This window comes from Streptomyces sp. NPDC028910, assembly GCF_055564955.1.
This window is the reverse complement of record NZ_JBVHVF010000021.1, coordinates 1-21,697: the sequence shown is the minus strand read 5'-3', so window position 1 is coordinate 21,697 and position 21,697 is coordinate 1. Positions and strand designations below refer to the sequence as shown.

The following is a 21,697-nucleotide window of genomic DNA, read 5'->3' as shown; positions in this document are numbered from 1 at the left end:
CTCGAACACGATGAGGCGGAGTGACTACGCCGGTGGCAGGGTGGCCGTGACGATCAGGCCTCCGCCCTCGCGGGGTTCGGCCTGGACGTCGCCGCCGTGCGCGCGGGCGACGGCGCGGACGATGGACAGGCCGAGGCCGGCACCTGAGGTCCTTACGCGCTCGGCGCCCAGTCGGCGGAAGGGTTCGAACAGGCTCGACACCTGGTGCTGGGGCACGACAGGGCCGGTGTTGCTGACCTGGATGCGGGCCGAGCCGTCGGGCGCGGTGCCGCTGCTGACGTGGACCCAGCCGCCCTCGGGGACGTTGTAGCGGATCGCGTTCTCGAAGAGGTTCTGGACGAGTCGTTCGAGGAGGACGACGTTTCCGGTGGTCGGTGCCTCCTCCGCCGCGGTGGTGAGACGGATCCCGGCAGGGGCCGGGTGCTCGGCCAGTCGCTCCACCATGTCCGCGAGATCGACGAAGGACCGCTCCTCCACCTCCCGCTCCGAGCGCGCCAGCAACAGCAGCCCGTCGATCAGCCGCTCGTGCCGCGCGTTGATGTCCAGCAGCGTCTCGCCCATCTGCCGCGCGTCCGCCGTGGTGGTGGAACGTTGCAACGCCACTTCGATCAGCGCCCGGTTGAGGCCCAGCGGCGTGCGCAGCTCGTGTGAGGCGTTGGCGATGAACCGCCGCTGTCCGTCGAAGGAATGATCCAGACGCGCCAGCATCACGTCGAAGGCGTCGGCCAGCTGCTTGAGCTCGTCGGCCCGTCCCTCCATCGCGATCCGCTCGTGCAGGCCCCGGTCCGCGGCCGGGGCCTTGGCGATCCGCGTGGCGGTCTCGGTGATCCGGTGCAACGGCCGCAGCAGCCGCCCCGCGATCAGCCATGCCAGGCCGGTCGCGGCGACCGCGACGGCTCCCAGGGCGACCCCGCCCTGTGTGAGCAGCGCGTCGAGCGCGGCCTCCCGGGAGACGATGAGGTGCCCGGGCTTGGGGTTCGTGTCACTGCCGGGAGAGGGCTGGACCGTACCCGGTTGTGGCGATGCCGTCGTCACCACCGTGTCCGGCGTGGGCACGGGCCCACCGATCTTGCTGTTCTGCGGCAACTGCGCGCCGACCAGGAAGTACGTGATGCCCAGGAGCAGCAGACACGCGAGCACCGCGAACCCGCACTGCACGAGCGTGAACCGGGCCCGGATGGACAGACGCGAGGACTTCTGCTGGGACTTCTGCTGGGACTTCCGCGTCGACTTCAGCGTGGACTTCAGCCCGCCGGCTGCCGTGTGGCTCATACGATCCGGTACCCCACTCCCGGGTCCGTCACCACGACCGCCGGATCGCCCAGCTTTCGGCGTAGCTTGTGGATCGTCATCCGCACGGTGTGCGTGAACGGGTCGGTGTTCTCGTCCCACGCCTTCTCCAGGAGATGCTCGGCCGAGACGGCGGCGCCCTCGGCGCGCAGCAGCTCGGCGAGTACGGCGAACTCTTTCCGGGACAGCAGCACGTACCGGCCGTCGCGGTACACCTCGCGCCGGTGCAGGTCCAGCCGGATCCCCGCACGCGACAGCACCGGCGGCGCGGCCTGCCGGGAGCGCCGTCCGAGCGCCACGACCCGTGCCTCCAGCTCGCGGAACGCGAACGGCTTGGCCAGGTAGTCGTCCGCTCCGAGGGCCAGCCCGGCCACGCGGTCGTCGATGTCGGAGGCGGCGGTGAGCATCAGGATGCGGGCGGCGGCTCCGGTGGCCACGAGCTCGCGGCACACGTCGTCGCCGTGCACGACGGGCAGGTCACGGTCGAGCAAGATCACGTCGTACTCGTTGACCGAGGTCCGCTCCAGCGCCGCGCCGCCGTCGTACACCACGTCGACAGCGTGTGCGGCGCCCCGCAGCCACTCGGCCACGGAGTCCGCGAACAGGGGCTCGTCCTCCACCACAAGGATGCGCATGGATTCATCCTCACAAGTGAGGTGTCACTTTTCCGTCATCGTTCGCGGTTACGCCCGGATGACGGCCCGCCGACTCGAATGGGATCCCCGGCCGGGAGCTGCCCGGCCGCCGAGGGAAGGGGACGACATGCGCGTCAGGGCAGGGCTCGCGATCGGTCTGCTGGTGATGGCGGGCGTGACCGGCTGCGGCAGCGGCGGCGGAGACGACAGGGGTGTGGCGTCGGCGAACGGCTCGTCCAAGCCGTCGAGCAGTTCCACCGCCAAGGCGGAGGAGCAGAGCGACCAGGAGAAGGCCCTGGAGTACGCGAAGTGCATGCGGGAGAGCGGCATCCCGAACTTCCAGGACCCGGAGGTCAAGGACGGCGCGGCCCAGATGATGCTGCCTGAGGGCGTGGACCCGCAGAAGGCCAAGGAGGTCTCCGACAAGTGCAAGCAGTACCTGCCCAGCGGCGGTGACCAGAAGGGCGTCGAGGACCCCAAGGTCACCGAGCAGCTGAAGAAGTTCGCGGAGTGCATGCGCAAAAACGGCGTGTCCAATTTCCCGGACCCGCAGGCCGGTGGCGGCGGGGCGATCGTCGGTGACGGCCAGACGGGCCTGAGCCCGGACGACCCGAAGTTCAAGGCGGCCCAGGAGGCGTGCGCCGCGTACCAGCCGGGCGGCGCGAAGAACCTGAACCCGGGTCGGGGCGCCGGCTCCGGCGGGAGCAAGGGATGAGCGGCGCGACCAAGAAGCGGCGTCGCGCCGCCGGCCGGGTGGCACTGGCCGGGGCCACCGTGCTGGCCGTCGGGGCCGGAGTGGTCGCCGCCACCGGGATCGGGCTGCCGTTCGGCGACAAGCCGAAGGAAGCACGCAGCACCCTCCCGCCGGCGACCGCGAAGGTGACCAAGCAGACGCTCCTCGACACGCAGACCGAGACCGGCAAGCTGAGCTACGGCGATTCGACGACCCTGGCGGGAAAGCTGTCCGGCACGGTGACGTCATTGCCGACCCCCGGTTCGGTGATCAAACGCGGTCAGGAGCTCTACCGGGTCGACAACACCCCGGTCGTCCTCATGTACGGCTCGCTGCCCGCGTACCGCGCACTGTCGGTCGACACCGAGGGCGCCGACGTCAAGCAGTTCGAACAGAACCTCTGGGACCTCGGCTACCGCGGGTTCACCGTGGACGAGGAGTACACCGAGGCCACCGCCACCGCGGTCAAGAAGTGGCAGAAGGCGATCGGACTCCCGGAGTCCGCCCGTACCGGCACGGTCGACCTGGGACGCGTCGCGTACGCCCCGGACGCCGTGCGCGTGGACACCGTCAAGGCCTCCCTGGGCGATGCGGCCAAGCCCGGCGACGCCGTGCTCACCCACACCGGCACGGTACGCGGCGCCACCGTCGAGCTCGCCGTCTCCGACGTGAGGCTCGCCGTCAAGGAAGCCGTGGTGACGGTCAAGCTGCCCGATGGCAAGACGGTGAACGGGAAGATCACCGACACCCGGAGCAAGGTCAGCGACAGCGGAAACGGCAGCGGCGGGGGCTCCGGGGGCTCCGGGGGCGGCAACGACTCGTCGAGCAGCGAGACGAAGATCCTGGCCACCATCGCCTTCGACGGCACGGACGCGTTCTCCGGCTTCGACCAGGCAACGGTCGACATCGGTTTCACGGCCTCGAAGCGCGAGAACGTGCTGACCGTCCCCGTGTCCGCGCTGCTCACGCTCGCCGAGGGCGGCTACGGGGTCGAGGTCGTCGACGGCGGGGCCACCCGCATCGTCGCCGTGAAGACCGGCCTGTTCGCGAACGGCCAGGTCGAGATCAGCGGTGACGGCGTGACCGAGGGCATGACGGTCGGAGTGCCGGCATGAGTACGAGCGCCTTCGCGGACCCCGGAGCGATCATCCGGACGAACGCCGTCGTCGAGCTGGAGGGCGTCACCAAGGAGTACCCGGGCGGGGTCAAGGCCGTACGCGAGGTCTCGATGGAGGTCGGCTACGGCGAACTGGTCGCCATCGTGGGCCCGTCCGGCTCAGGCAAGTCCACGATGCTGAACCTGATCGGCACGCTGGACCGCCCCTCGGCCGGAACGGTGCGCATCGACGGCCACGACATCGCCGCCCTGTCCGACCGCAAACTGTCGGCGCTGCGCGCTCACCGCATCGGGTTCGTGTTCCAGCAGTTCCACCTGGCGCCGGGCGAGACCGCCCTGGACAACGTCGCCGACGGACTGCTCTACACGGGCATGGCGATGAGGGAACGCCGCAGCCGCGCGGAGCGGGCACTGCTCCGCGTCGGTCTCGACGACCGGCTCGACCACCTCCCGCACGAGCTGTCCGGCGGCCAGCGCCAGCGCGTGGCCATCGCCCGCGCGGTCGCGGGCGGACCGGCGCTCCTGCTCGCCGACGAGCCCACGGGAAACCTGGACTCGGCCTCCGGGGCGGCCGTCATGGGACTGCTCCACGACCTGCACGACTCCGGCACCACGATCCTGGTCATCACCCACGACCGGGACATCGCCGCCGCACTGCCCCGGCAGATCACCATGCGCGACGGGGAGGTGGTGAAGTGAGCGCCGCACTCTCCCCCACCCGGCTGCGGCTGCGGGACGTCCTGCGGGTCGGCAGCGCGGGTCTGCGTACCCGGCCCCTGCGGGTGTTCATGTCCGCGCTCGGCATCGCGATCGGCATCTCCGCGATGATCGCGGTGGTCGGCATCTCCTCGTCCAGCCGCGCCGATCTCGACCGGCAGCTCGCCGCACTCGGTACCAACATGCTCACCGTGGCACCCGGCAACACCATGACCGGGGGCGACGCGAAGCTGCCCATCGAGGCCGTGGCGATGATCTCGCGCATCGGCCCCGTGGAGAAGGTCGCGGCGACCGGCAAGGTCTCCTCGGCCAAGGTCTACCGCAACGACAAGATCCCGTCGGGGCAGTCGGGCGGCATCTCGGTGCTGGCGGCCGGCCTGAAGCTGCCGGAGACCGTGGGCGCGACCATGGCGCACGGGGTCTGGTTCAACGAGGCGACGGAGAAGTACCCGGCCGTCGTCCTGGGCTCCTCGGCCGCCAAGCGCCTCGGCGTCGCGGCGGCGGGCACGGGCGTCCAGGTCTACCTCGGCGGCAAGTGGTTCACCGTGGTCGCCATCCTCGACCCAGTGCCGCTGGCCCCCGAGCTGGACGGCGCCGTGCTGGTCGGCTGGTCGGCCGCGCAGACGTACCTCCGCTTCGACACGCACCCGACGACCGTGTACACGCGGACCAAGGACAGCGCCGTCGAGGCGGTCCGCTCGGTGCTCGCCGGGACCACCAACCCGCAGGCGCCGAGCGAGGTCAAGGTCTCGCGCCCCTCGGACGCCCTGGCCGCCCGCGAGGCCACCAACCAGGCCCTGACCGGGCTGCTCCTCGGCCTCGGCGGCGTGGCCCTGCTCGTCGGCGGCGTCGGCGTCGCCAACACCATGGTGATCACCGTCCTGGAACGCCGCGCGGAGATCGGCCTGCGCCGCTCCCTCGGCGCGACCCGCGGCCAGATCCGACTCCAGTTCCTCGCCGAGTCACTGCTGCTGTCGGTACTCGGAGGCATCGGCGGGGTCGTGGTCGGCATCGGCGTCACCACGGGTTACGCCGCCGCACAGGGCTATGCCGCCGTCGTCCCGCCATGGGCGACCGCCGGCGGCGTGGCATCGACCTTGCTCATCGGAGGCATGGCAGGCCTCTATCCGGCAATCCGCGCTTCCCGCCTGCCCCCGACGGAGGCCCTCGCGATGCCGTGACCCTAAAACAAGCCCCAGGTCTGTGACCCGGGGCTTTGTCGTGGAGCGGATGACGGGAATCGAACCCGCGCTATAAGCTTGGGAATTACCCGGTACTTGAGGTTCGTTGGGGCTCTGACCTGCGAAGACGGGTTCTCAAAGTTGATTCCGAGGTTCCGTACCATCCCCAGTTGACCGCTGCTTACCGCCCTGACTGGCACGTAACGGCACGCGCCGCTCAGGGCGTTCCGGGTTGTGGCTTGCAGCCCCGAACGGCTGCCTCGGAGTGCTTGGCCGACCTGGCCATCTAGCGGCCGAGGAACCTCTCGACCGCCGTCGCCAGGGCCTGCGGACTTTCGTCGGGGGCGAAGTGACCGGCGTCGTCGAAGACCTCGAGCTCGGCGTTCGGATACCACTGCAGCCACGTGGATCGCATGGTGTCGGGGCCCATCGCCGGGTCGCTGGCACCGGCCACTACGAGCACTGGCGTCGCGTTTCCCTTGACCAGCTCGTGGATATCGGGGCCGCGCGTCCAGGATTCGAGGTACGAGCGCAGGGCCGCCTGCGAGGAGCGTTCCGGGCCGTTCACCCTGGCGTCCAGCCACGCGTCGTCGTGCCGACTGCCGGTGAGGGCGTCGAAGATCGTCCTGCGGTTGCCGGAGTCCGCCACGGCCCCGACGAACAGCTCCCACATCTCCCCTTCGAGCGGGAACCCGGACGCGGGCACGGGGGAGATGCCGATGATCGAGCGGATCCGCGAGGGGGCGTCCAGCAACAGCTGCTGGGCCGCCTTGCCGCCCATGGAGTGACCGATGACCGAGAAGGTGTCCCAGCCGAGGTCGTCGGCCACGGCGAGGGCGTCCGCTGCGATTTCCTCCATCGTGTACGTGCCGGGGGTGTCCTTCGCCTCGCCGTACCCACGGCAGTCCACGAACGCGTAGCTGAAGGCGCCTCCGTCCAGGTGCTGCCGCAGATGGCCGAAACTCGACCTGTCGCTGAGCCAGTGGTGGAGTGCGACGACCCGCTCCGGACCGCTGCCCTGTACCTCGTACGGAATGACGTTTCCTGCTCCACGGTTTGCCACGATGTTGGGTCTCCCCTGTCGGGCCGGGCCCGGAATTCCGCCGGCCGGTGGCTTCGCCCCAACGGCGTACAGGGAAACCGGGCCGGGTCAGCCCGCCAAGCTCCACGTCGTACGAATCCGAACCGTTGTTCACCGTCCCTGTCGGCACGTTGGGTCACGGCCTTCCGTCATCCGCGCCACTCGAACAGGACGAGCGTCGCGTCGTCCGAGGTGGTTTCGCCGCGTGCCCGCATGAGGGTGTGGGACAGGTCCCGGGCCACCGCGCGGATCCCCTGGTCAGCCTGCTCCAGCTGGTTCACCCAGTCGATCAGCTGCTCCTCGCCGAACTGTTCCTGCCCGCTTTGGTGTTCTTCGATCAAGCCGTCGGTGAAGCAGAGGACGCGGTCGCCCGGCTCCAGTGCCACCGCGCTGACCTGGGGCTGGGCCCCTCCGAAGCCGACGGGGAGGGTCGTGGGGCTGTCCAGACGGCCTACGACGCGGTGCGCGCGGATCAGCATCGGCGCGGGATGCCCCGCGTTGACCCACTGGAGGCGTCCCGTGTCCGTGTCCAGGCGCATCATCTGCGCGGTCACGAAGTGGTCCGGGTCGAACTGTTCGGCGACGGCCCGATCCATGAAGAGGTAGATCTCGGACAGTTCGATGCTGATCCGGCGGGCGTGGCGGTACGCGCCGATGGCCACCGTGGCCATCGTGGCCGCGTCCAGGCCGTGCCCCATTGCGTCGACCATGGCGAGGTGCAGGACGTCGCCGTTCAGGGCGTAGTCGAAGCTGTCCCCCGCCACGGCGTAGGCGGGCTCCAGGACTCCGGCGACCGCGACGCGCGGCATCACCATCGACAGTGGGGGCAACAGGGACCACTGGATCTCCGCGGCCACGCTCATCGGTTCGCTGCGGCGGGTGCGGAAGAAGAGGCCGGTGTAGCCGTTCTTCGTCTCCAGCAGGTCGGCCGTCAGGCCCGCGACCCTGCGCAGGAGCCGGCGGGCGTCGTCGTCGATCCCGCCCAGGGTGACGGCCAGGACCCCCACCTGGTCGCCGCCGTCCAGCAGGGGCAGGTGGACCCTTACGCCGTCGGGCGTCAGGACTTCGACGGGGCGTGACTCCAGGAAGCACCGGCCGGCTTCGGACCGGTCGATGGGCTGCGGATCACCTGCGGTCAAGCCGCCGGCGGGCAGGGGTACCAGCTGTTGCTGTCCGTAGTCCTGGAGCAGGATCTGTGGTTCGCGGCCCCCCATGCGGGCCACCGTCTCGGCGACGAGCGGGCCTACCATGTGCGGCGCCAGCTCGGGCGCACGGTCCAGGAACACCCCGAGCAGTTCCTCCCCGAAGCTCTCCGAGCGGTCCGGGTCGTCCCGGCGCCCTCCGGCGGTCATCCTGTTTGCCTCCAACCGGGCGGCGGGCCGGCGTCCGGCTGCTTGATCAATACATCAGGCCGTGCCTTTCGGATCAGGCCGGGCCCGTGGCCGTCTCTTCCTCCTCGGCCTCCATGCGCCGGATTCCCTCGTGGGTGAGGGTGACCATCGCGGGGGTGTTGCCCGGATCCCAGTCGACGGTGATCAGACCTTCGCCGGCCAGGTACGTGCAGGCGGCGGCCAGGTCCTGTTCCGGTACGTGCAGGTCGCGCCGCAGCTGTGCTCCGGTGATGCCGAGGAGGCGGTTGCCTTCGACGGCTTCGTACAGGACCCGGAGCACCTGTTTGCGGTAGGTCTTGCGTTCGCTCAGTGTGGCCATGACCGCGTCCTTTCGTGTGTGGGGTCGGCTCCGGGGCCGGTGGGGGCTTCTCAGATCTCGTCGGAGTGGGCGCCGGTGCCGGCGGGGGTCCTACTGGCGGCCAGCCACGAGCGGGCGGGGCCGGCGGGTGTTGCCGTGTCCACGGTCAGGTGGAGGCGGGTGTCGCCGTCGAGGCCGGGGTAGCTGCGCTGTTCCGCTCCGGCGAAGCAGCAGCGAAGTGCATCCGCGACCGCGCGGGCGGCTTCGGGCGTGTGCGCGATGATCCGTACCTCGGCGTGCCCGAGCGACGGCAGTGTCTGGGTCTCGATGTACTTCACGTAGGTGTGTTCCCTTCAGGGTGGGCGAGAGGCAGGCGGGCCGGGGCACCGTGGCGCCCCGACCGCTGCCCCCGGTCGGAGGAAGGCCTGTTCCTCACCGGTCGGCATCCGTGCGGTGGGCTCGACGACTGGTGCCGTCCGGCAGACCGGGAGGTCTCGGCAGGGGGTCGCTGAAGTGGTAGGCCGCGATGATCCGCGCGTCGTGCTGGGCGTTCAGCAGGTGGATCCAGCGCATTCCGATGGCGATCGCGAGGATGATCACCGCGATGAGGACGACGGTCTCCACGAGGCTCACCTCCAGCCGTTTCCGTGCAACGGGAGGGTGCTTCGGTCCGGCAGGTTCCCGAAGGCGGACGTGCATGCCCCGCCTTCGCCCTCCCAGGTGTCTTGTCGGCGACGGGCGTCGCGGATGTCGCGCCCGATGGCAGCTTCGTTGGTCATCAGAGCGCCCGAGGTGAGGACGCTGCCCGGTATCGTCGCGGCGGCCATCAGGCGGGCCGCTGCTGCGGGTGCGGTCTCGGGCGGGATCACGAGGAGGTCCCAGCGGCCGACGGTGTAGGAGAGCAGGATCAGCTTGTCGGGGTTCTGTTCGGTGAACCAGCCCACGTGCAGCGTGCGCCCGTCCATGGGCACGGTGTGCGGTACGACGGGCCAGCGGATGGGGTTCACGGTGACGCGGGTGATGCGGCCCCAGGGCTCGTCCAGGGCAGCTAGCAGCACCGGGAGCTCGGCTTCGAGGTCTCGGGAGTAGGGAAACCAGGCACCGTCCAGTTGGCCGGCGAGCGTGCTCTTCGGGGTGAGGGACAAACGAGCCGGAAGCTCTGCGGCGAGGTCGCGGGGCGCGGTCCGTTCGAGGGTCGTGGTCATGATGTGGACCTGCCTCCGGACTGCCCGTCGGCAGCCCGGTTTTTAGGCGATCGCCGGAAATGACACCCGTGTGAAAGCCGGTGTGCGAAGTACTTCCGGTGCTTTCACTGTACGCCTGTTCGACGGACTGTGACCGGCCTGAGCAGGCGTTTTGCGGCGGGCGGTGGAGCGGGCGGCGGGAGTACCGTGAATGGACGGCAGGCCCGCGCACGTCGCCCGACGGCACCGCACTGGTGCCGACCTGCGACGCGGTACGACCGCACCCTGTAGACGGGCGGACCCACATGGCTGACTCCGACACCCCCCACACGCCCCCACTGCTCCTGCCGGATGCGATCCACCAGGCGATCAAACCGGGTACGGCACTGCTGCGGCTGGAGACCACGCGGTCCCGGGAAGGATTCCTGGACGGCGCGTGGTAGCCGCGCACCCGCGTCATCGAAACCGAGCTGCCCGCGCTGATCAGCGTGTTGACCGGGCATCTCGGGCCCATCACCCGGGTCGGCGTGGACGAGTCCGCCTGGAACGGCCTCCCGACCCGCCTGGTCATCGACGACCAGGTCGTGCACCTCGACTCCGACCCCGTGGGCGACGACACCGTCCTCATCACTCGCGGCCACAACGACCACTTCGCCCTGCTGGTGGTTCCCCCGGACACCACCGCCGACGCCGCCCGCGAAGCCATGGCCCGCGCCGTCCGCGCCGACAACATCACGCAGGCCGCTCAGATCCTCATCGCCACCACACCCGAACCCGAGGACAGCGCCGCCGATGCGGCAGGCTGACCCCGAATCCTCAGGGGTCGGGCCGACAGCGCGGCGCGACCGTGGCGGGCGGCCCGGTCCCCTCCGGCGTCGGGCGGGATGCCACAGAGCCCGGCCGGAGTGACTGTGGACCGGCCGGGCTCTGGGCGTGTGGGCAAGTCGTGCGCTGGTCAGAGGCCCTCGTCGTGCAGGTCCTCTTCGCGCAGCAGGTCGTCCTCACGGCGGCGCGAGGTCTCCTTCGGGCCGGACTTCTGTCCCTTCTCGCGGGGCGACTTGCCCGGCTGGGGCTGCGCGGGGTCTCCGGGGCGATGGTGCTCCTGCGCCTCGCGGCCCTTGCCCGGCTCCTGACGCTTGTCCTGCCTACCGTCCATGACGGCAACTCCTCTTGATGAGTGGGGTACGGATTCCTCTCGGATCACGCTGACACGCACAGCGGCGGCCCGCATCATGTCAACTGCGAAGCGAGGCGCACGGCCCCCTCCCCAGCGGGCAGCGTCGAAAGGCCGGCCATCCCTCCAGCGCCGAGGAGGACGCGATCCGCACCCCGCCCGTCGGCCTCAGCGTGAATGGCGGCTGACCGGACGGCAGCCACTCGACATCGAGTAGCGCCCGGGGCTCAACCTGACGCCCTAAGAGGGCACTTGTGGCACGCGAATGGCATGAGAGCCCAGAGGGATCTGGACAACAAAAGTAAGCCCCAGGTCTGTGACCTGGGGCTTTGTCGTGGAGCGGATGACGGGAATCGAACCCGCGCTATAAGCTTGGGAATCACCCGGCACTTGGAGTACACGTGGTCGATGACCTGCGAAAACGTTCGCCGGTGGGGTTGGGTGGCTGCTGCAGGTGCGCCCCTGTTGACCGCTGTTTACTGCCCTTACTGGCACGTTATGGCACGCCAAAGCCCCCACCCCGGAGCGATCCGAACCAGGCGGCCCGCACCCGGAGTCTCGCGGGGAGGGCCGGACGGCTGGCGGAGGCCGTCGTAGGACTTGCCTTCGACGGCCTCCGCACCGCGGTGCAGCGGCTTCGCGCGGAGCTGCTAGCCGATCTGGGCGTAGTTGTAGTACCTGTCGAAGCGCGGCACCCAGATGGTGGGCCAGGGCACACCGCTGACGTTGCAGGCGCCGAAGGTCACGGGCGAGCGGCGGCCGGTGTCGTGCAGGCACAGCCCGGTGCCCACCTCCTGGAACTCCCAGTGGTCACCCTTCTCACCGCCCTGGAAGACCCACGTGAAGGTGGCACAGCCCCAGCCGTCCGTCTGGATGAGGGAAGCGCCCTGGTAGACGCCGCCCTGCGCGCCGAGGCAGCGCGCGCCGCCCCAGGTGCCGATCACGAAGTTGCCGTTGCCCACGCTGTGGAAGGTGAAGCGCTGGTGCAGCGCACCCTTGCAGTCGTACCTCTGGATGACGGCACCGGCGCTGGTGGACCCGCCCCGGATGTCGAGGCACTGCCAGCTGTACCCGGCCCGCACCTCGTAGATGGGCGCGTTGTACGGGGTGGTGCTGTAGCGGATGGTCGGGTTCTCCGCGGCCTGCGCGGACGTGGGCAGCAGCATGACGAACAACGCCGTGAGAGCGGCTATGACCCCGCTGCCGAACCGGCGGAATTTTTGCGCCACGTTCTCTCCTGACTGGAAACAACTGACCGGGGACGAGCTTGACGCCGGAGAAGTTACCGAGATCCACTGGGACTCCGGTACCCACCCTTTCAGGGGGGTGTGTTCACTGCGGAGGCTGTGGTGAGGGTGGGCTCGGGTCTGCAGCGTGCCCAGCGGTTCATGATGCTGGCGACCGGCCTGTACCGGGCCAGCCACCTGACGGCGGGCTTCGCGGCCGTGCTGCGGAAGGCGCCGGGCGAGGTCCTCCCCTGGGCGGTGTTGGGCGGAATCCTCGCGTCCAGTGCGTGGCTGTACGGGAACGCGTACGCACGGGGCTGGTTCGACCGGCGCTGGGTGTGGGCCGACGTGCTGGTGACCGGGTGCTCGGTGCCGCTGCTGGTGTGCCTGGCGACCGGTGCGCGGGCGGGCGGCGGCTGGGTGCCCGGGGGCGCCGAAGTGGCCGTGTACGGATGGCTGTTCCTGCTGGGCGGGTCGGTGAGCGCGGCGGCGGGTGTCGCTCTGGCGCCGCGACCGGCCGTGGGGGCCGTACTGCTCCTGCTCGGCACCACGCTGGCCGCGTACCTGTGGGTGATCGGGCCGGAGGCGGCTCCGGGGTCCGCGCTCGTCGGGCACCTCAACTCGATGGTCTCTTCGGCCGTGATGGCCAGGGTCTTCTGGTGGTACCTGCGCCGCCAGGGCACCCAGCTGGACGAGGCCAAGGAGCGGGCGCTGACCGCCGAGGCCGCGCGGGCCCGGCAGGCGGAGCGGATCGCGCACCACCGGGCCCTGCACGACACCGTGCTGGCCACGCTGACCACCATCGCCGCCGGCCGGGTGGACGCCAACGCGCCCCTGGTGCGCGAGCGGTGCGCCCGCGAGGCCGCGTACCTGCGGCGGCTGATCCAGCGCGAGGACGACCCGGAGGCCGCCGGCGCGGAGGCCGCCGAGGTGGCCGTCGGGACCGCGCTGGAGGAGGCGGTGCACTCGGCCGAGTGCCTGGGCCTGAAGGTCACCGCCCAGTACCACGAACTGCCGTCGGTGCCCCGCCCCGTGGCCACCGCCCTCGCGGCCGCCGTGTCCGAAGCCCTGAACAACGTACGGTGCCACGCCGCCACCGGACAGGCCTTCCTGACGGCCGTCGGGGTGGGCGAGGGCGTGTCCGTCACGGTGGTTGACCGCGGCGCCGGTTTCGACCCGAGAGCCCCGGGGGGCGGCACGCCGGACGGGTCCGGGTCCGGGACCGGGCTGCGGCGCTCCATCCACGCCCGGCTGGCCGAGATAGGCGGACAGTCCGAGGTCGACAGCGCCCCCGGCGAGGGCACCAGCGTGCGGCTGCGGTGGCCCGCGTGATCACCGTGGCCGTGGTGGACGACGACCGGATGCTGCGCGAGGGCCTGCGCTCCTGGCTGGCCGGGGTGGAGCGGTTACGGCTGCTGGCCGCGGTGGAGACGGTGGACGAGCTGCTCGCGGTGGGCGGCCGGCCAGCCGACGTGGTGCTGCTCGACCTGGTGCTGCGCGACGGCTCCGTCCCCGAGGAGAACGTCCGGCGGCTGTGTGCGGCGGGCAGCCGGGTGCTGGTGATCAGTACGGTCGCGGACCGGGCCCGGATCGTCGGGACGGTGGCGGCCGGGGCGGACGGCTACCTCACCAAGGACCACTCCCTGGAGACGCTGGTGGGCGCCGTGGAGACGGTGGCCGGGGGCGGTACGGCACACTCCGTCGAGCTGGCCTTCGCCTGGGCGCACGACACCGGCCCGGCCCGGCCGCAGCTGGCGCCGCGCGAGCTCCAGGTCCTGCTCGACTACGCCTCCGGGCTCACCCTGAAGGCCACCGCGCGGCGGGCGGGCGTCAGTCCGAACACCGCCAAGTACTACCTGGACCGGGTCAAGGAGAAGTACCAGCGGGCCGGTCGCCCGACGTACACGAAGATCGACCTGGCCCTGCGGGTGCGGGAGGACGGGCTGAGCCCCCAGGACCGCCCCCAGCACCGCCCTTAGCCGCAATCTGCCGCCCCGTTACGGCACTTGTGGCACGTAAGGGCACGCAGGCCTGAGAGGTCTAGACAACAAACAAGCCCCAAGTCGCTGACCTGGGGCTTTGTCGTGGAGCGGATGACGGGAATCGAACCCGCGCTATAAGCTTGGGAAGCTCATGTTCTACCATTAAACTACATCCGCGCAGGGGGCCAGTCGCCTGGAGCCCTATCGTTGCTCACTCTACCTCATGATCGACCCCCGGTGAATTTGCCGCGGGGTCGTTGTTGTGTGAAGTGTGCACCGGGGCGCGTGCGAGCGGGAGTTGGGCGTACCGTGGGGGTGCGGAGCGGCGGCTGGAGTGGGTGCCGATCATCCCCTAATGTGGCGATTCGTCGCAGTACGGCTCGTTGGGGAAAGGGACTCGATGGAGCACACCGTCGTCCGTTGTGCCGAAGGGCACGTTTTCAGTACCGCCTCCTTCCCGCTGCAGCACCTCGGTGCCGGCCGGATCGGGCCCGGGCGGCTGCTGCGGTGTCCGCGGTGCGCGCGGTTGCGGCATGCCGTGCCCGTGGGTGGCGCGAAGCGGTAGGGAGCCGACCAGGCTGGGCCGGGCGCGCGGGTACTCGCTCTCGATTGGGGGTGGCCCGCGCGCTCTGCGTATCCTCGGGACGTGCTTCTCTCTGACAAAGACATCCGGGCCGAGATCGACAGCGGACGGGTTCGCATCGACCCGTTCGAGGAGTCGATGGTGCAGCCCTCCAGCATCGATGTACGTCTCGACCGGTTCTTCCGGGTGTTCGAGAATCACCGCTACGCCCACATCGATCCCGCGGTCGAGCAGTCCGACCTGACCCGCATGGTCGAGCCGGAGGGGGACGAGGCCTTCATCCTTCATCCCGGTGAGTTCGTTCTGGCGTCGACGTACGAGGTCATCTCGCTGCCCGACGACATCGCCTCCAGACTGGAGGGGAAGTCCAGTCTGGGCCGCCTCGGCCTGGTGACCCATTCGACCGCCGGGTTCATCGACCCCGGATTCTCGGGCCACGTGACCCTGGAGCTGTCGAACCTCGCCACCCTGCCGATCAAGCTCTGGCCGGGTATGAAGATCGGGCAGCTGTGCATGTTCCGGCTGAGCTCGCCCGCGGAGTTCCCGTACGGCAGCGAGCGCTACGGGTCCAGGTACCAGGGGCAGCGCGGTCCCACCGCCTCGCGGTCCTTCCAGAACTTCCACCGCACTCAGGTGAGGCACGAGGCATGAGTGACGTACGCGAGAACCTGACCTACGAGGGCTTCGGGCGCGCCGTGCGCGAGCTCGCGCAGACGATCGCCGACGACGGCTACGAGCCCGACATCATCCTCAGCATCGCCCGCGGGGGCGTGTTCGTCGCGGGCGGGCTGGCGTACGCCCTGGACTGCAAGAACATCCACCTGGTGAACGTGGAGTTCTACACCGGCGTCGGCACCACCCTGGAGATGCCGGTCATGCTGGCGCCGGTGCCCGAGGCGATCGACTTCACCGACAAGAAGGTGCTGATCGCCGACGACGTCGCCGACACGGGGAAGACGCTCAAGCTCGTGCACGACTTCTGCCTCGGGCACGTCGCCGAGGTCCGGTCGGCCGTGATCTACGAGAAGTCGCATTCGCTCGTGCAGTGCGAGTACGTGTGGAAGAAGACCGACGAGTGGATCAATTTCCCCTGGTCGGTCGAGCCGCCCGTCGTGAAGCGTGAGGGCCAGGTCCTCGACGCCTGAGAGGGTCTGGGAGCGTCTGAGACGGCCCTGACGGGCTGACACACGGAAGGGCCCGCCGCGCTGACACTGCGCGCGGCGGGCCCTTTGCGTGTGCGGGGCAGCCTAGATGGTGCCCAGCTTGATGATCGACAGCAGCGCGATCAGCTGGATCGCGGAGGCGCCCAGGGCCTTCGGCCACGGCAGGTCGTGCGACTTGCCGACCAGCGAGGTGAAGAGCGCTCCGGCCGCCACCCAGGTGACCCAGCCGAGGACCTGTACGACCATGTTGTCGCCGCCGAGGAACACGGCGAACAGCAGGCGCGGCGCGTCCGTGATGGACATGACCAGCATCGACAGGCCGACGGTCGGCTGCCACGTGCCGTCGCCGCCCAGCTGGCGCGCCAGGGTGTGCGTGACCGCGCCCAGGATCAGACCGCAGATGACGAAGGCCACGCCGGCGGAGAGGACGATCGGGACGGCCTTCGACAGGGTCGCGTTGATCACGTCCTCGCGGGCGTCGTCGAGGCCGAAGACGGCGAGGAGCCCGTAGAGGAAGGTCACGATCAGCGCCGGACCCCAGACGGCGTGGTCGCGCATCTGGAGGAAGGTCTGTCCCGGCCGCGTCGCGATGCCGCGGAGCAGTTCCTTCCACGGCAGCCGCGGCCCCGACGGGGCGGCGGCGGCCGCGCCCGCGTGGTAGGTCGCGCCCTGGCTGTACGGGTCCTCGCCGACGGCGAAGACCTGGGTGTGACCCGGGTTGTCGTTCGTGTACCCGCCGCCGCCTCCGTGGCCGTACGGGGGCTGCGGCGCCGCCTGCGGCTGCTGCTGTCCGTACGGGTCGAAGTACTCCGGCTCGCCGTGGCCCCCGGCGCCCTGCTGCGGCCACTGCTGCTGCGGGGGCGGGCCGCCGACGGGCGGGTAGGGCTGCTGGCCGTACGGCGGCGGTTGCTGCTGGCCGTACGACTGCTGCTGCTGCGGGGGTTGTTGCGGGGTGCGGTTGTTGTCCCGGCCGCGTCCGATCCTGAATCCAGCCACGTGATCGAACGTACCTGGTCCGGCGGGTTCCGGTGGACGGGCGGCCGGAACCCGCGCCCTTTGCGGCTGACCTGTGACATCCCCTAGGGGAAACCCGGGGGGGGTTGTCCCCACCAAGGTCTACAAGATCAACGACACCACTTCGAGGCGGATGTCCCCGCCGGCTCCCTGAAGCTGGACACGCTGGTCAGCACGGGCGGCGGGAGTGCGGCCGCGGGGGTGCGGCCGGGCTCGGCTTTGCCCTGCTGCGGCGTCACCGCGCGGGCGACGAGGGCTGAGCCCGCTCCCCGAGCGGCTCCCTGAACGCCGAACGGCCGGTCCCCGGGTGGGGACCGGCCGTTCCGCTGCTGCGGGCTGCCGCTACTTGGCGTCCTCGGGCTTCGGCTCCGCCGCTGCCTCGGCCTCGGGCTCGGCCTCCGGCTCCGCCACGACGGCCGGCTCCGGCTCGGCCGCCAGCTCCGGCTCGGCCTCGGCCTTCGCTTCCGCGTCGGCCTTGGCCTCGGCTTCCGCCTTTGCTTCGGCCTCCGCCTCCGCCTTCGCTTCCGCGTCAGCCTTCGCCTTCGCCTTGGCCTCGGCTTCCGCCTTCGCCTCCGCCTCCGCGTCGGCCTTGGCCTTCGCCTCCGCTTCCGCCTTCGCGGCAGCGGCAGCGGCCTCGGCTTCCGCGGCGGCGGCAGCTTCGGCTTCGGCTTCGGCCTCCGCCGCGGCGGCCGCCAGTTCCGCCTCCGTCGGGCCCGGGGTCTTCACGGACTCCAGCAGCAGCTGGGCCACGTCCACGACCTGCACGGACTCCTTCGCCTGGCCCTCGTTCTTCTTGCCGTTGACCGAGTCGGTCAGCATGACCAGGCAGAACGGGCAGGCGGTGGAGACGATGTCCGGGTTCAGGGACAGGGCCTCGTCGACGCGCTCGTTGTTGATGCGCTTGCCGATCCGCTCCTCCATCCACATCCGCGCGCCACCGGCGCCACAGCAGAAGCCCCGCTCCTTGTGGCGGTGCATCTCCTGCTGCCGCAGCCCCGGCACGGCCGACATGATCTCGCGCGGCGGCGTGTAGACCTTGTTGTGGCGGCCCAGGTAGCACGGGTCGTGGTACGTGATCAGGCCGTCGACCGGCGTCACCGGCGTCAGCCGGCCCTCGTCGATCAGGTGCTGGAGCAGCTGCGTGTGGTGGATGACCTCGTACTCGCCGCCCAGCTGCGGGTACTCGTTCGCGATGGTGTTGAAGCAGTGCGGGCAGGTCGAGACGATCCGCTTCGCCGACTTCGGCTTCTTCGTCTCCGGATCGTCGTCGTCCTCGCCGAAGGCCATGTTCAGCATGGCCACGTTCTCCTGGCCCAGCTGCTGGAACAGCGGCTCGTTGCCCAGGCGGCGCGGCGAGTCACCGGTGCACTTCTCGTCGCCGCCCATGATCGCGAACTTGACGCCCGCGATGTTCAGCAGCTCCGCGAAGGCCTTCGTGGTCTTCTTGGCCCGGTCCTCCAGGGCGCCGGCACAGCCGACCCAGTAGAGGTAGTCGAACTCCGAGAGGTCCTCCGCGTCCTTGCCGATGATCGGAACCTCGAATTCCACCTCCTTGGTCCACTCGACGCGCTGCTTCTTCGCCAGGCCCCAGGGGTTGCCCTTCTTCTCCAGGTTCTTGAGCATCGTGCCCGCCTCCGACGGGAACGCGCTCTCGATCATCACCTGGTAGCGCCGCATGTCGACGATGTGGTCGATGTGCTCGATGTCGACCGGGCACTGCTCCACGCACGCACCGCAGGTCGTGCAGGACCACAGCACGTCCGGGTCGATGACGCCGTTCTCCTCGACCGTGCCGATCAGTGGGCGCTCGGCCTCGGCGATGGCGGAGGCCGGGACGTCCTTCAGCTGCTCCGCCGTGGCCTTCTCGTTGCCCTCCATGTCCTTGCCGCCGCCGGCCAGCAGGTACGGGGCCTTGGCGTGCGCGTGGTCGCGCAGGGACATGATGAGCAGCTTCGGGGACAGCGGCTTGCCCGTGTTCCAGGCCGGGCACTGCGACTGGCAGCGACCGCACTCCGTACACGTGGAGAAGTCGAGGATGCCCTTCCAGGAGAACTGCTCGACCTGCGAGACACCGAAGACGTCGTCCTCGCCCGGGTCCTCGAAGTCGATCACCTTGCCGCCGCTGGTCATGGGCTGCAGAGCACCGAGCGCCGACGAACCGTCCGCGTTCCGCTTGAACCAGATGTTCGGGAAGCCGAGGAAGCGGTGCCAGGCGACACCCATGTTGGTGTTGAGCGAGACCGTGATCATCCAGATCAGCGAGGTGCCGATCTTGATCATCGCGGTGAAGTAGATGGCGTTCTGCAGGGCGCTCGCCGACAGCCCCTTGAAGGCCAGGACCAGCGGGTACGAGACGAAGTACGCCGGCTCGTAGCTGTCCACGTGGTGGATCGCGCCCTCGAGGCCGCGCAGCGCGAGGATGGCGAGGCCGATGGTGAGGATGACGTACTCGACGAAGTACGCCTGCCAGGCCTTCGAGCCGGCGAAGCGGGACTTGCGGCCGGCCCGCGAGGGCAGGCTGAGCAGCCGGATCACCATCAGGACGACGATGCCGACGACGGTCATCAGGCCGATGAACTCGATGTAGAGCTCGAACGGCAGGAAGCCGCCGAGCACCGGCAGCACCCAGTCGGCCTCGAAGAGCTGGCCGTAGGCCTGCGCCAGGGTCGGCGGCAGCGTCAGGAAGCCGATCGCGACGAACCAGTGCGCGAAGCCGACGATGCCCCAGCGGTTCATGCGGCTGTGGCCGAGGAACTCCCGGGCGAGGGTGAGCGTTCGGGCCTTCGGGGCGTCCGTGCGGCTGCCGGCCGGCACGGGCTGGCCGAGCTTCACGAAACGGTAGATCTGCGCCACGGCTCGGGCGAGCAGCGCGACGCCGACCACGGTCAGGACCAGCGACACGATGATCGCGGCGAGTTGCATGGGAGGGCTCCTCGGGCGGCATTACTAAGCGGTAACTTATGCAGTCAAGGCCTGAGGTTACCCATTCCCGACGCCGCAATGTAGCCGAGCGGGCGGTGATCTGTGTCGCTCAGGCTTGCCTTTGACGGTAGGCCGCTCGCGGCGTCTGCGCCAGGATCGCCAGGTCCATCCCCAGCCAGTGGTTCTCCACATAGTGCCGGTCGAGCAGGGGCATCTCCTCCCAGGGGAGGTCGGAGCGCGCGCTCACCTGCCACAATCCGGTCATTCCGGGGCGTACGAGGAGTCGGTCGGGGCGGTCCGTACGGGCCTCCGGGCGCGGCCCGACCAGCGACATCTCGCCCCGGATCACATTGAGCAGCTGGGGGAGGCCGTCGAGGGCGCAGCGCTCCACGGCCGCGCCGAGTCGGCCCGCGCCGGCGTCGGTGCGAAATCGCCAGGTCCGGAACGGTCGTCCGGCCAGGCCGGCGGCCGGTTCCCGTACGAAGACGCGCGCGCCCTGGGTCACGTAGAGGAGGGCGGCGATCAGGGCGAGGGGTGCGGCGCACAGGGTCAGCAGGGCGACCGCGCCGACGAGGTCGAGCACCCGCTTGGCCGGGGGCCTCGCCGGCCGGAGCCCTGGCCGGGCGGGGAGGGGCAGCAGCAGAGGCATGCCAGCACGTTGCCGCATGCCTCTGGTGGTGCGGGGTGCCGCGCGGCGGGGGTGACCCGTTCGGGTGCGGCGCCGCTGCCAGGGGCGCTGCCCCCGGACCCCCGCGCCTCAAACGCCGGCGGGCTGAAAGCGTGTGGTGGTTGCGCGTAAGGGGGGCCTAAAGGTTGAGTCGACCACGCTCAGCTCTGTTGACGCGGGGGCGGCGATGCGGCATGGTTGAGTCTGTTCCACTCAAGTCAGCTGGAGGAATTGAAATGGCACGTGCGGTCGGCATCGACCTGGGCACCACTAACTCCGTCGTCAGCGTTCTGGAAGGCGGCGAGCCCACCGTCATCACCAACGCCGAGGGCGCCAGGACCACGCCGTCCGTCGTCGCCTTCGCCAAGAACGGCGAGGTCCTCGTCGGCGAGGTGGCCAAGCGCCAGGCGGTCACGAACGTGGACCGGACCATCCGCTCCGTCAAGCGCCACATGGGCACTGACTGGAAGATCAACCTGGATGGCAAGGACTTCAACCCGCAGCAGATGAGCGCCTTCATCCTGCAGAAGCTGAAGCGCGACGCCGAGGCGTACCTGGGCGAGAAGGTCACGGACGCGGTCATCACCGTCCCGGCCTACTTCAACGACTCCGAGCGTCAGGCGACGAAGGAGGCCGGCGAGATCGCGGGCCTGAACGTCCTGCGCATCGTCAACGAGCCGACGGCCGCCGCCCTGGCCTACGGTCTCGACAAGGACGACCAGACCATTCTCGTCTTCGACCTCGGTGGCGGCACCTTCGACGTGTCGCTCCTCGAGATCGGTGACGGTGTCGTCGAGGTCAAGGCCACCAACGGTGACAACCACCTCGGTGGTGACGACTGGGACCAGCGCGTCGTCGACTACCTCGTGAAGCAGTTCCAGAACGGCCACGGCGTCGACCTGTCCAAGGACAAGATGGCGCTCCAGCGTCTGCGCGAGGCGGCCGAGAAGGCGAAGATCGAGCTGTCCTCCTCCACGGAGACCTCGATCAACCTGCCCTACATCACGGCCTCCGCCGAGGGCCCGCTGCACCTGGACGAGAAGCTCACGCGCTCGCAGTTCCAGCAGCTCACCGCGGACCTGCTCGACCGCTGCAAGACCCCGTTCCACAACGTCATCAAGGACGCCGGCATCCAGCTGTCCGAGATCGACCACGTGGTCCTGGTCGGCGGCTCCACCCGTATGCCGGCCGTCGCCGAGCTCGTCAAGGAGCTCACCGGTGGCCAGGACGCCAACAAGGGCGTCAACCCGGACGAGGTCGTCGCCATCGGCGCCACCCTCCAGGCCGGTGTGCTCAAGGGTGAGGTCAAGGACGTCCTGCTCCTCGACGTGACCCCGCT

At 69.9% G+C, this 21,697-nt stretch carries 22 protein-coding genes, 1 tRNA gene and 1 pseudogene; 10 read left to right on the top strand and 14 right to left on the bottom strand.

Going from position 1 to position 21,697, the window contains the following annotated elements:
- Window positions 1-24: 24 nt before the first annotated feature.
- Both ACZ4TV_RS23985 and ACZ4TV_RS23980 read right to left on the bottom strand, forming a co-directional pair.
- Window positions 25-1,272: a sensor histidine kinase gene (locus ACZ4TV_RS23985; protein WP_468136845.1), complete on the bottom strand. Its 1,248-nt coding sequence runs from the start codon at window positions 1,270-1,272 to the stop codon at window positions 25-27.
- Window positions 1,269-1,925 (bottom strand): response regulator transcription factor, encoded by a 657-nt coding sequence (locus ACZ4TV_RS23980; RefSeq protein WP_468136844.1) that lies wholly within the window; start codon window positions 1,923-1,925, stop codon window positions 1,269-1,271. The genes ACZ4TV_RS23985 and ACZ4TV_RS23980 overlap by 4 nt, the downstream gene beginning before the upstream one ends.
- Before the next feature lie 127 nt (window positions 1,926-2,052).
- Here ACZ4TV_RS23980 and ACZ4TV_RS23975 point away from each other — a divergent pair, with 127 nt between their 5' ends.
- Genes ACZ4TV_RS23975 through ACZ4TV_RS23960 form a run of 4 tightly spaced genes read left to right on the top strand, consistent with a single transcriptional unit; the run spans window position 2,053 to window position 5,673 of the window.
- Window positions 2,053-2,640, top strand: a complete 588-nt coding sequence (locus tag ACZ4TV_RS23975; RefSeq protein WP_468136843.1) for a hypothetical protein — start codon at window positions 2,053-2,055, stop codon at window positions 2,638-2,640.
- Window positions 2,637-3,773: a peptidoglycan-binding protein gene (locus ACZ4TV_RS23970; RefSeq protein ID WP_468136842.1), complete on the top strand. Its 1,137-nt coding sequence runs from the start codon at window positions 2,637-2,639 to the stop codon at window positions 3,771-3,773. The genes ACZ4TV_RS23975 and ACZ4TV_RS23970 overlap by 4 nt, the downstream gene beginning before the upstream one ends.
- Window positions 3,770-4,474 carry an ABC transporter ATP-binding protein gene (locus tag ACZ4TV_RS23965; protein ID WP_468136841.1) on the top strand — a complete coding sequence of 235 codons (705 nt, stop codon included), beginning with the start codon at window positions 3,770-3,772 and terminating at the stop codon, window positions 4,472-4,474. Before ACZ4TV_RS23970 ends, ACZ4TV_RS23965 begins: the two co-directional genes overlap by 4 nt.
- A complete protein-coding gene (locus ACZ4TV_RS23960) occupies window positions 4,471-5,673 on the top strand; it encodes an ABC transporter permease (protein ID WP_468136840.1) in 1,203 nt (400 codons plus the stop codon). The genes ACZ4TV_RS23965 and ACZ4TV_RS23960 overlap by 4 nt, the downstream gene beginning before the upstream one ends.
- Window positions 5,674-5,959: 286 nt before the next feature.
- Here ACZ4TV_RS23960 and ACZ4TV_RS23955 read toward each other — a convergent pair whose 3' ends face one another.
- From ACZ4TV_RS23955 to ACZ4TV_RS23930, 6 genes are all read right to left on the bottom strand, one after another.
- Complete coding sequence (locus tag ACZ4TV_RS23955; protein ID WP_468136839.1) at window positions 5,960-6,736, bottom strand: alpha/beta fold hydrolase; 777 nt, start codon at window positions 6,734-6,736, stop codon at window positions 5,960-5,962.
- Window positions 6,737-6,903: 167 nt separating this feature from the next.
- Window positions 6,904-8,106 carry a PP2C family protein-serine/threonine phosphatase gene (locus tag ACZ4TV_RS23950; protein WP_468136838.1) on the bottom strand — a complete coding sequence of 401 codons (1,203 nt, stop codon included), beginning with the start codon at window positions 8,104-8,106 and terminating at the stop codon, window positions 6,904-6,906.
- Between the two features lie 73 nt (window positions 8,107-8,179).
- Window positions 8,180-8,464: a hypothetical protein gene (locus ACZ4TV_RS23945; protein ID WP_468136837.1), complete on the bottom strand. Its 285-nt coding sequence runs from the start codon at window positions 8,462-8,464 to the stop codon at window positions 8,180-8,182.
- Between the two features lie 50 nt (window positions 8,465-8,514).
- Entirely contained in the window at window positions 8,515-8,781 is a 267-nt protein-coding gene (locus tag ACZ4TV_RS23940) for a hypothetical protein (RefSeq protein ID WP_468136836.1), read from the bottom strand.
- A gap of 94 nt (window positions 8,782-8,875) precedes the next feature.
- Window positions 8,876-9,067, bottom strand: coding sequence for a hypothetical protein (locus tag ACZ4TV_RS23935; protein ID WP_468136835.1), 192 nt, complete (start codon window positions 9,065-9,067; stop codon window positions 8,876-8,878).
- 5 nt (window positions 9,068-9,072) lie between these two features.
- Window positions 9,073-9,648 carry a DUF5994 family protein gene (locus ACZ4TV_RS23930; protein WP_468136833.1) on the bottom strand — a complete coding sequence of 192 codons (576 nt, stop codon included), beginning with the start codon at window positions 9,646-9,648 and terminating at the stop codon, window positions 9,073-9,075.
- A gap of 284 nt (window positions 9,649-9,932) precedes the next feature.
- Between ACZ4TV_RS23930 and ACZ4TV_RS23925 the strand changes: the two are divergent.
- Window positions 9,933-10,433 (top strand): annotated as a pseudogene (locus ACZ4TV_RS23925) (DUF5994 family protein).
- Between the two features lie 149 nt (window positions 10,434-10,582).
- On the opposite strand, the gene ACZ4TV_RS23920 reads toward ACZ4TV_RS23925, so the two are convergent.
- A complete protein-coding gene (locus tag ACZ4TV_RS23920) occupies window positions 10,583-10,783 on the bottom strand; it encodes a hypothetical protein (RefSeq protein WP_468136832.1) in 201 nt (66 codons plus the stop codon).
- Window positions 10,784-11,451: 668 nt separating this feature from the next.
- A complete protein-coding gene (locus ACZ4TV_RS23915; protein WP_468136831.1) occupies window positions 11,452-12,030 on the bottom strand; it encodes an RICIN domain-containing protein in 579 nt (192 codons plus the stop codon).
- Between the two features lie 120 nt (window positions 12,031-12,150).
- Here ACZ4TV_RS23915 and ACZ4TV_RS23910 point away from each other — a divergent pair, with 120 nt between their 5' ends.
- Both ACZ4TV_RS23910 and ACZ4TV_RS23905 read left to right on the top strand, forming a co-directional pair.
- Entirely contained in the window at window positions 12,151-13,359 is a 1,209-nt protein-coding gene (locus tag ACZ4TV_RS23910) for a sensor histidine kinase (protein WP_468136830.1), read from the top strand.
- Entirely contained in the window at window positions 13,356-14,006 is a 651-nt protein-coding gene (locus tag ACZ4TV_RS23905) for a response regulator transcription factor (protein WP_468136829.1), read from the top strand. The genes ACZ4TV_RS23910 and ACZ4TV_RS23905 overlap by 4 nt, the downstream gene beginning before the upstream one ends.
- A gap of 106 nt (window positions 14,007-14,112) precedes the next feature.
- On the opposite strand, the gene ACZ4TV_RS23900 is transcribed toward ACZ4TV_RS23905, so the two are convergent.
- Window positions 14,113-14,186: transfer RNA gene (locus ACZ4TV_RS23900), tRNA-Gly, on the bottom strand.
- Window positions 14,187-14,655: 469 nt separating this feature from the next.
- On the opposite strand from ACZ4TV_RS23900, the gene dcd reads away from it, so the two are divergent.
- Together dcd and ACZ4TV_RS23890 are read left to right on the top strand one after the other, a co-directional pair.
- Entirely contained in the window at window positions 14,656-15,243 is a 588-nt protein-coding gene (gene dcd, locus ACZ4TV_RS23895; protein WP_272259275.1) for a dCTP deaminase, read from the top strand.
- Window positions 15,240-15,737: a phosphoribosyltransferase gene (locus tag ACZ4TV_RS23890; protein WP_468136828.1), complete on the top strand. Its 498-nt coding sequence runs from the start codon at window positions 15,240-15,242 to the stop codon at window positions 15,735-15,737. The genes dcd and ACZ4TV_RS23890 overlap by 4 nt, the downstream gene beginning before the upstream one ends.
- Before the next feature lie 102 nt (window positions 15,738-15,839).
- On the opposite strand, the gene ACZ4TV_RS23885 is transcribed toward ACZ4TV_RS23890, so the two are convergent.
- From ACZ4TV_RS23885 to ACZ4TV_RS23875, 3 genes are all read right to left on the bottom strand, one after another.
- Complete coding sequence (locus ACZ4TV_RS23885; RefSeq protein ID WP_468136827.1) at window positions 15,840-16,751, bottom strand: Yip1 family protein; 912 nt, start codon at window positions 16,749-16,751, stop codon at window positions 15,840-15,842.
- A 360-nt stretch (window positions 16,752-17,111) separates the two neighbouring features.
- A complete protein-coding gene (locus ACZ4TV_RS23880) occupies window positions 17,112-19,691 on the bottom strand; it encodes a heterodisulfide reductase-related iron-sulfur binding cluster (protein ID WP_468136825.1) in 2,580 nt (859 codons plus the stop codon).
- Window positions 19,692-19,800: 109 nt separating this feature from the next.
- On the bottom strand, window positions 19,801-20,340 hold the full coding sequence (locus ACZ4TV_RS23875; RefSeq protein ID WP_468136824.1) for a sugar transferase: 540 nt from the start codon (window positions 20,338-20,340) through the stop codon (window positions 19,801-19,803).
- A 254-nt stretch (window positions 20,341-20,594) separates the two neighbouring features.
- Between ACZ4TV_RS23875 and ACZ4TV_RS23870 the strand changes: the two genes are divergently transcribed.
- Window positions 20,595-21,697, top strand: a 1,103-nt coding sequence (locus ACZ4TV_RS23870) for an Hsp70 family protein (RefSeq protein ID WP_468136822.1), incomplete at its 3' end; no start/stop codon positions are given.